We start from the raw sequence: 8,434 nt of genomic DNA, 5'->3' as shown, positions 1-8,434 counted from the left end.
TACCTGACCCACAGTGATGGCTTCAGCGTATTCAGCAACTTCTTCCAGAGAGACTTCCTGACAGGCCAGGTTGTAGAAATTTTCGGGCAACAGCTCCATCAGTCGTTCCCAAGCCTGAATACGTTTTTCTGTTGGACACATTACTGAGTCAACCCCCTGAAGATTTACGCCTCTCAAGATGAATGGCATCACTGTGGTTGGAAGGTCAAAGCCCCCCGCCAGGCCACAGGCTGCAACAGCACCACCGTAGTTCATTTCCGAGAGAACCTTGGCGAGCAGTTTGCTGCCAACCGTATCGACGGCACCAGCCCACATTTGTTTATCCAGTGGGCGGGCGGGCTCTTCAAAGCGGCTTCTTGGCAGGATTAGTTTGGCCCCCAGGTTGATCAGCATGTCGGAGTTTTCAGGACGGCCTGATACAGCGACAACGTCGTAACCCAGTCTTGCCAGTAGGGCGACAGAAGTAGAGCCCACGCCACCACTGGCGCCAGTGACCAGAATCTCGCCTTTTTCAGGTGTGACACCGGACTGCTCCAGAGCCATCACGCATAACATAGCTGTGAGACCTGCTGTGCCGACTATCATGGCTTTTTGGCTGTTGAGTCCGTCTGGCATTTTCACTAGCTGACAGGCTTTAACCCTGGCTTTTTCAGCCATACCGCCCCAGTGGTTTTCACCCACGCCCCAGCCGGTGAGAATGACCTTGTCACCTTCGGAAAATTCAGGACTGGAGGAATCGATGACTGTGCCGGCAAAATCGATGCCCGGAACCATGGGGAAATTGCGGATAACCTTGCCCTTGCCGGTGATGGCCAGGCCGTCCTTGTAGTTGAGAGAGGAATATTCCACCGCTACCGTCACTTCCCCTTCGGGTAGACGACTGTCGTTCAGTTCCTGGACAGAAGATACAGTGGCATTGCCTGCCTGCTCTAGCAACAGTGCCTTGAACATACGGCGCTCCATCGGTTCAATGAAAGATGGTGAAATTATAGGGGTAACTCTGCGAATAACAATGGTCAGTCAGATTCCTGATTCAGAAGATTCAGAAACGCATTGGTCGCATTGGATAAGGTCCGCTCTCTGTGGGTGATGTAACCCAGCTCTCGTGAAGGCGTACGGCATTGTGTTTTCAGTGCAACAAGATCGTCGTCCAGCATTGAAGCGGGCAAAATGGTCCAGGCCAGTCCGATAGAGGCCAGCATCCGGATCGTTTCAAGGTAATTGGACGTCATGGCAGTTTGCAGAGACAAGCTTTCTTGTTCGAACAATTTACGAACCAGTCGGTGAGTAAATGTGTTTGAGCTTGGCAGAATCGCCTGGTGTTCACTTAATTGCTGAGTGCTGACTTTTTTTAGACCCGACAGGGGGTGGTCTTTGGCCGCCATGAACATCAACGGATCATTCCAGATCAGTCGGGATTCAAAACGATCCGGATTGTCAGGAGAGAGTGTTACGATACCGAATTCAATGTCACCCCGAATCAGCATTTCGTAAGCCACTTCAGAATCCACAAAACGAATGTCGAGTCTGACCTCCGGATAGCGACGAGAGTATTCCCTCAATATACCTGGAAGCCTGCGCAGGCCTATGTGGTGGCTGGTGGCCATAGCCAGAGTGCCTTTTACCTGAGTCTTCAGGTTGCTGATTTCCTGACGGGAATCCTTCATCAACGCCAGCATTTGCCGGGCTTTGGGCAAAAGGATGCGCCCAGCTTCGTTCAAATTGATCTGTCGACCGATGCGATCAAACAACTGGGTATCCAGTTGGCTTTCCAGGGAAGCAATACGTTTGCTGACAGCTGGCTGGGTCAAATGCAGCTTTTCTGCCGCCAGAGAGAACGAGTTGCACTCAGCAACGGTCAGAAATGCGGTAAGGCTTGGTATATCCATGGTTCAGTTTTTTGTGAAGAGCTAACAATTGAGAACTTATAGTTATTAATAGCATAAAAAAGATGAATTTGAGTAATCTGTTCTCTCGTTCTAGGATACCCGTATAACGAAAATGCGGTAATGAGGATTCAGCTAATGGCAGGTAAGACGCTCTATGACAAGCTGTGGGACAACCACCTTGTTCGTCAACGGGACGATGGTTCGTCTCTGATTTACATTGATCGTCAGCTACTTCATGAAGTCACCTCTCCACAGGCGTTCGAAGGTCTTCGCCTTGCTGGCCGCCAACCCTGGCGTATTGATGCCAATCTGGCAACGCCTGACCATAATGTGCCGACTACCGTTGATGAACGCAAAACCGGCATTGATGGTATCGAAGATCCTGTCTCCAAAATTCAGGTCAAAACACTGGATGATAATTGTAATGATTTCGATATTGTTCAGTTCGATATGATGGATACCCGTCAGGGTATTGTTCATGTTGTGGGCCCGGAGCAAGGCGCAACCCTGCCGGGTATGACTGTAGTTTGTGGTGATTCCCATACGTCGACCCATGGCGCTTTTGGTGCTCTGGCCCACGGTATTGGTACCTCCGAAGTCGAGCACGTCATGGCGACCCAGTGTCTGGTTGCCAAGAAAATGAAGAACATGCTTGTGCGTGTTGATGGCGAGCTGGGTCTGGGGGTTACGCCTAAAGACGTGGTTCTGGCCATTATCGGTAAGATCGGAACTGCCGGTGGCACGGGCTTTGCCATAGAATTTGGCGGTGATGTTCTGCGTGCCATGAGCATGGAAGGTCGAATGACCGTCTGCAATATGGCCATTGAAGCAGGTGCCCGGGCGGGCATGGTCGCGGTTGATCAGACCACGGTTGATTATGTGAAAGGTCGTCCCTTTGCACCCAAAGGTGATTTCTGGAACAAGGCAGTAGACGCCTGGTCCGACCTGTACTCTGATGCCGATGCTGTTTTTGATGAAGTGGTCGTTCTGCAAGGTGAAGACATCAAGCCTCAGGTGACCTGGGGCACCTCTCCTGAAATGGTTCTGCCTGTAGATGCCAACGTACCCTCCCCGACGGATGCTGAAGGTTATGAAAGAGCCCTGGAATATATGGGGCTGACAGCAGGCATGCCGATCACGGATATTCCTGTTGATCGTGTCTTTATTGGTTCCTGCACCAACTCACGTATTGAAGACCTCAGAGAGGCGGCTGCTGTCGTAAAAGGCCGAAAGGTAGCCGACACCGTTAAGGAAGCACTGGTGGTTCCGGGCTCGGGTCTGGTAAAAGAGCAGGCAGAGAAGGAAGGGTTGGATAAAGTCTTTGAAGCCGCTGGTCTGCAATGGCGTGAGCCAGGCTGTTCCATGTGTCTGGCCATGAATGCTGACAAGCTGGGAGCCGGTGAACATTGTGCTTCCACTTCTAATCGTAACTTTGAAGGTCGTCAGGGTTTTGGTGGTCGAACACATCTGGTCAGCCCGGCTATGGCGGCAGCGGCTGCAGTAACCGGCCATTTTGTTGATGTGCGACTTTTCATTAATAAAGAAGTGATGGGACAGGGGGCTCAGACACTATGAAGGCATTTACTATTCATACCGGTTTAGTGGCGCCGCTTGATCGTGCCAATGTTGATACCGACATGATCATTCCCAAGCAGTTTCTGAAATCCATCAAGCGCAGTGGCTTTGGTCCGAATCTGTTTGATGAATTGCGTTACCTGGATGAAGGGCAGCCAGGCCAGGACTGTTCAAAACGTCCGGTGAATCCAGACTTTGTTCTGAATCAGGATCGTTATCAGGGTGCATCCGTACTGATTGCCCGGCAAAACTTTGGTTGTGGCTCCAGTCGGGAACACGCGCCATGGGCTCTGGATGATTTTGGTTTCCGCTGCGTCATTGCGCCCAGCTTTGCCGATATTTTTTACAATAACTGTTTCAAGAACGGCATTTTGCCGATCACTCTTTCGGAAGACGCTGTTGATGCGTTGTTCAGTGAAATTGAAGCACAGGAAGGCTATCAGCTGAAAGTCGACCTTGAACGTGAAAAAGTGATCAAGCCAGATGGCAGTGAGCTTGGCTTTTCGATCGATGAGTTCAGACGTCACTGCCTGCTCAATGGTCTGGACGACATAGGTTTGACATTACAGGACGCTGATGAGATCAAAGCCTTTGAAGAACGTCATCGCAATAATCAGCCCTGGTTGTTTGATGCTATCCGTTAAATCCGGTCAGTTTACAAGACAGTATTTTTAATCAGAGGTAAAGGTAAGTGAGCAAGCAGATTTTATGCCTGGCGGGTGACGGTATTGGTCCTGAGATTGTCGCTGAAGCGCTGAAGGTTCTGGATGTCGTTAAAGCCCGCTTTGGGTTGACTATTGAAATCAGTAAAGGTCTGGTGGGTGGTGCTTCTCTGGATGTTCATGGTGTTCCCCTGACCGATGAGATTCTGGCCGAAGCGAAAAAGTCTGATGCCATCCTGTTTGGCTCTGTGGGCGGTCCCAGGTGGGATGACCAGCCTATGATGAACCGCCCTGAGCGTGGACTGCTGAAGTTGCGTGCCGAACTGGGACTGTTCGCTAATCTGCGGCCAGCAATGTTGTTCTCGCAGCTGGCTGAAGCATCCAGCCTCAAGCATGAATTGGTGGCGGGTCTGGACATTTTGATCGTCCGTGAGCTGACCGGCGGTATCTACTTTGGTGAGCCAAGAGGTGTACGAACACTCGAGAGCGGTGAGCGTGAAGGTTACAACACCTACGTATATCGTGAATCTGAAATCAGGCGCATTGCCAAAGTAGCTTTTGAAGCGGCACAAAAGCGAGGTGGTCGACTGACATCGGTTGATAAATCCAACGTGCTTGAAGTGACCGCCCTCTGGCGTGAAACAGTGACTGATATGGCTTCTGATTACCCTGACGTGGAACTGAGCCATATGTATGTTGATAATGCGGCAATGCAGCTGGTGCGTGAACCCAAACAGTTTGATGTGATGGTCACCGGCAACATGTTTGGTGACATTCTGAGTGACTGTGCCGCCATGCTCACCGGTTCCATTGGCATGCTGCCGTCGGCTTCTTTGAACGAAGCCAACCAGGGTATGTATGAGCCTGTGCACGGTTCTGCCCCGGACATTGCCGGTCAGGGTAAAGCGAACCCACTGGCCCAGATTCTTTCTTTGGCGATGCTGCTCCGTTATTCTCTGGGGGAAATGGCAGCGGCTGATGCGATTGAAAAAGCAGTCAGTGATGTTCTGGATCAAGGACTGCGTACCGGAGATATTGCCTCAGAAGGTTGCACACTGGTAAGCACCTATGAAATGGGTGACGCCGTTGTGGCTTGTTTGAAGGCTTGAGCATTTAGGGGGTAGTTATGAAAAAAGTCGGTTTTGTTGGCTGGCGGGGAATGGTCGGCTCAGTGTTGATGGATCGTATGCGTGAAGAAAACGACTTTGCGATTATCGATCCGGTCTTCTTTACCACATCCCAGCACGGTCAGCCCGGTCCACTTATGGGTAAAGATCACAGCAAGCCTGTTGCAGCGCTTCAGGACGCTCATTCGATTGATGCGCTGGCCGCGATGGATATCATTATTTCCTGTCAGGGTGGCGATTACACCAATCAAGTCATTCAGCCCCTGCGTGACAGTGGTTGGCGGGGTTACTGGATTGACGCTGCTTCTTCTCTGAGAATGAAGGACGACAGTGTTATTGTTCTGGATCCAGTCAACCGTCCGGTTATCGACCGGGCCATTGACGCCGGTGTTAAGAACTTTATCGGTGGTAACTGTACCGTCAGTCTGATGCTGATGGCGATTGGCGGACTGTTTCGCGAAGGTCTGGTGGACTGGGTCAGTGCCATGACTTACCAGGCTGCCAGTGGCGCCGGTGCCCGTAATATGCGTGAACTGATCACACAGATGGGTGTGATTCGTGACAATGTTGCTGAAGAACTGGCTGATCCTGTCAGTGCCATTCTTGATATAGACCGCAAGACCTCTGATCTGCTGCGCAGCTCGGATTTGCCACAGAATGAATTCGGTGTACCTCTGGCAGGCAGTCTGATTCCTTACATTGATCGTCAACTGGAAAACGGGCAGAGCCGGGAAGAGTGGAAAGCTCAGGCAGAAACCAACAAGATTCTCGGTCTGGACGGTCAGGCTCTGGTGCCGGTGGATGGTGTCTGTGTTCGCATTGGAGCCATGCGTTGTCATAGTCAGGCGTTGACGATCAAACTGAACAAAAATGTTCCAATGGCTGATGTGGAAAGCCTTGTTGCCAGTGCCAACGACTGGGTTTCGCTGATCCCCAATGACCGTGAGATGACCATGGAGAAGCTGACACCCGCAGCAGTGACCGGTAGTCTGGATATTCCAGTGGGTCGTGTTCGCAAATTGAATATGGGGCCTGAATATCTGTCTGCCTTTACGGTAGGAGACCAGCTGTTGTGGGGGGCTGCCGAGCCTCTGCGTCGAATGCTGGGTATTTTGCTCTGATCTTTTGGCTGGCAGCCTTAAGTCCGACAGGCTGCTGGACCAACTTTTTCTATCTCTCTTGCTGGATATTAAGTCCTGCCTGTTTGCTCAATAGCTCCAAAACAACTCGTTTACTCGTTCCCGCGCTCCAGAGGATGTCATTTCACTGAGTGAGGTCACTGTTCCGGTGTACATCAAAAAGCTTGCGTTTTCGATGTATTCTTTTATGATTCGTCAGGTCAAAAGCATTCTTGCAAATATTCCCGCATGGTCTCTGCAGACCGTCCTCTCCGACCACTGTCGTATCGCAGGTTTGTGGTCCGCTATGGTCTCTTCTTTTGTGGACCAACAGGGCGTTGCTATTATCGAATAGCTTTCCGCATGGCCACGGCCGACCATCCCCTCCGATTAGTGTTACTTCGCAGGTTTTTGGCCCGCTATGGTATAAGCTTTTGTGACTCGACAGGCTTGAAGCACTCTTACACACCGCCCCGCACGGCCGCTGCTGCCCATCCTTCCCCATTACAGTTTCCTTACAGGTTTGTTGCCCGGTGTGATCTTTTCTTATATGTACCATCATTGCCTGATAACTCTTGTAGACCTTCCCGCATGGCTGCTGCTGGCCAATCTCTCCGGCCATGGTCACTTTACAGGTTCGTTTCCCACTGTGCACTCTGCTTTTGTGACCCGAAAGAGTTTGAGCGTTACTGAAGACTGATCCGCATAGTCGCTTCTGGCCATCTTTCCCAACTACAGTTACGTCACAGGTTTGTTGTCCAGTGTGGAAGGTTCTTTTGTGATCCGTCAGGGCTTTAGAGCTTTTGCAGTCCGCCCCGCATCGGCGACGCTGGCCATCCTCCCCGATCACGGTTACGTCACAGGTCCGTTGCCCGCTATGGTAACTGTTTTTGTGAGCTGAAAGGGCTTTAGCATTCTTGCAGATTGAGCCACATGTCTGCGGTTGGCCATTCTTCCCGATCACCATCACGACACAGGTTTTTTGCCCGGTATGATATCTTCTTTTGTGACCCGACAGGGTTTTAGTACTCTGGAAGACCATTCCGCATGGCCGTGGCTGCCCATCCTTTCCAACTACTGTCAGGTGACAGGTTTGTTGCCCGCTATGGTATGAGTTTTTGTGATTCGACAGGGCTTGAACACCATTGCAGACCTTACCGCATTGTCGACGCTGGCCATTCTTCTCAACCATAGTCACGTTACAGGTTTGTTGCCCGGTGTGGACATTTCTTTTGTGATAAGTGAGGGCGTTAACATTCTGGAAGACCATTTCGCATGGCCGTGGTTGGCCATCTTCCCCGACTACTGTTACGTCACAGGTTTTTTGCCCGGTATGGTATTTGATTTTGTGAGACGAAAGTGATTTTTGATTCTTGTAGACTTTCTGGCATTGCCGCAGTTGGCCATCCTCGCCGACTAAGATCACGTTGCAGGTTGTTTGCCTGCCAGAGTCAATGGTACCCGCTGCCCCTGCACCCATTGAGTCTGCGATCCTGTCTGAGGCGATCCCGTCTCCAGGGCTGCAACGATAGCAGTATCTATTAGCCACGTGGGAGCATGAACTTTCTCCGGATGTTTCTTCAGTGTCGTATGTAGAACTTTTTTCACAATCTGGCACTATGCTGTCGGATGAGTCGGAAGATGGTCGGAATTGACAAACACCATTACAGGGATAGATATAACAATTTAAACCCACGGTATGCAGTTGCCAGTCAGGATCTTCATTACCGTCAGCAGAGTCAGAAAACAGGAGACTGGTGAAATAGCCTCTGATGTGAGTACTGGCTTGTGGGGCATGCTGGTCTGATGATTCTGATGGCTGATAATGAGGTGGGTCTTGTTCAGAGCCTGGCATCATAGCGGTGATAGCAAACCGGTGATTTTGACTTGCTTCTTGTTGCTTGATCGGCTTAAACAGTGGTGAATAGGCGTTCCAATAGTTTTTTAAAAGCCAAACGACAGTGGTAACTGCTTCTACAGTTAAGTATGAATTAGGGTTTGGGTATAGAGAAGCATCTCTGGTGGTCAGAATAAGCTCATAAGCAACCAGCAGATTCGTCGCG

7 protein-coding genes are annotated in these 8,434 nt (G+C 50.7%); 4 read left to right on the top strand and 3 right to left on the bottom strand.

All coding sequences use genetic code 11. The features are described from left to right. Window positions 1-951: MDR family oxidoreductase (locus KDK18_RS01075; protein ID WP_257252563.1), on the bottom strand; the 951-nt coding region annotated here is incomplete at its 3' end. A 65-nt stretch (window positions 952-1,016) separates the two neighbouring features. Then, window positions 1,017-1,889 carry a LysR family transcriptional regulator gene (locus KDK18_RS01070; RefSeq protein WP_257252562.1) on the bottom strand — a complete coding sequence of 291 codons (873 nt, stop codon included), beginning with the start codon at window positions 1,887-1,889 and terminating at the stop codon, window positions 1,017-1,019. 135 nt (window positions 1,890-2,024) lie between these two features. Between KDK18_RS01070 and leuC the strand changes: the two genes are divergently transcribed. The 4 genes from leuC to asd are packed head-to-tail and all read left to right on the top strand — an operon-like array spanning window position 2,025 to window position 6,374. After that, the gene (gene leuC, locus KDK18_RS01065; protein WP_257252565.1) at window positions 2,025-3,464 is read left to right on the top strand and encodes a 3-isopropylmalate dehydratase large subunit; all 1,440 of its coding nucleotides are present in this window, start codon (window positions 2,025-2,027) and stop codon (window positions 3,462-3,464) included. Beyond that, window positions 3,461-4,108 carry a 3-isopropylmalate dehydratase small subunit gene (gene leuD / locus KDK18_RS01060; protein WP_257252560.1) on the top strand — a complete coding sequence of 216 codons (648 nt, stop codon included), beginning with the start codon at window positions 3,461-3,463 and terminating at the stop codon, window positions 4,106-4,108. Before leuC ends, leuD begins: the two co-directional genes overlap by 4 nt. 47 nt (window positions 4,109-4,155) lie before the next feature. Then, a complete protein-coding gene (gene leuB, locus KDK18_RS01055; protein ID WP_257252559.1) occupies window positions 4,156-5,235 on the top strand; it encodes a 3-isopropylmalate dehydrogenase in 1,080 nt (359 codons plus the stop codon). A gap of 17 nt (window positions 5,236-5,252) precedes the next feature. Continuing rightward, complete coding sequence (asd, locus tag KDK18_RS01050) at window positions 5,253-6,374, top strand: aspartate-semialdehyde dehydrogenase (RefSeq protein ID WP_257252558.1); 1,122 nt, start codon at window positions 5,253-5,255, stop codon at window positions 6,372-6,374. A gap of 142 nt (window positions 6,375-6,516) precedes the next feature. Here asd and KDK18_RS01045 read toward each other — a convergent pair. Further along, a partial coding sequence (locus KDK18_RS01045; protein ID WP_257252557.1) for a hypothetical protein occupies window positions 6,517-8,434 on the bottom strand: 1,918 nt, incomplete at its 5' end.

It is taken from the genome of Endozoicomonas sp. SESOKO3 (assembly GCF_024606255.1).
The sequence above is the reverse complement of the archived record's forward strand: the minus strand, read 5'-3'. Positions and strand labels throughout refer to the sequence as shown.

Excerpts from the sequence above, each read along its gene's own strand:
- KDK18_RS01070 (WP_257252562.1), bottom strand. The coding sequence starts at position 1,889 with ATGGATATACCAAGCCTTACCGCATTTCTGACCGTTGCTGAGTGCAAC.
- leuC (WP_257252565.1), top strand. The coding sequence starts at position 2,025 with ATGGCAGGTAAGACGCTCTATGACAAGCTGTGGGACAACCACCTTGTT.
- leuD (WP_257252560.1), top strand. The coding sequence starts at position 3,461 with ATGAAGGCATTTACTATTCATACCGGTTTAGTGGCGCCGCTTGATCGT.
- asd (WP_257252558.1), top strand. The coding sequence starts at position 5,253 with ATGAAAAAAGTCGGTTTTGTTGGCTGGCGGGGAATGGTCGGCTCAGTG.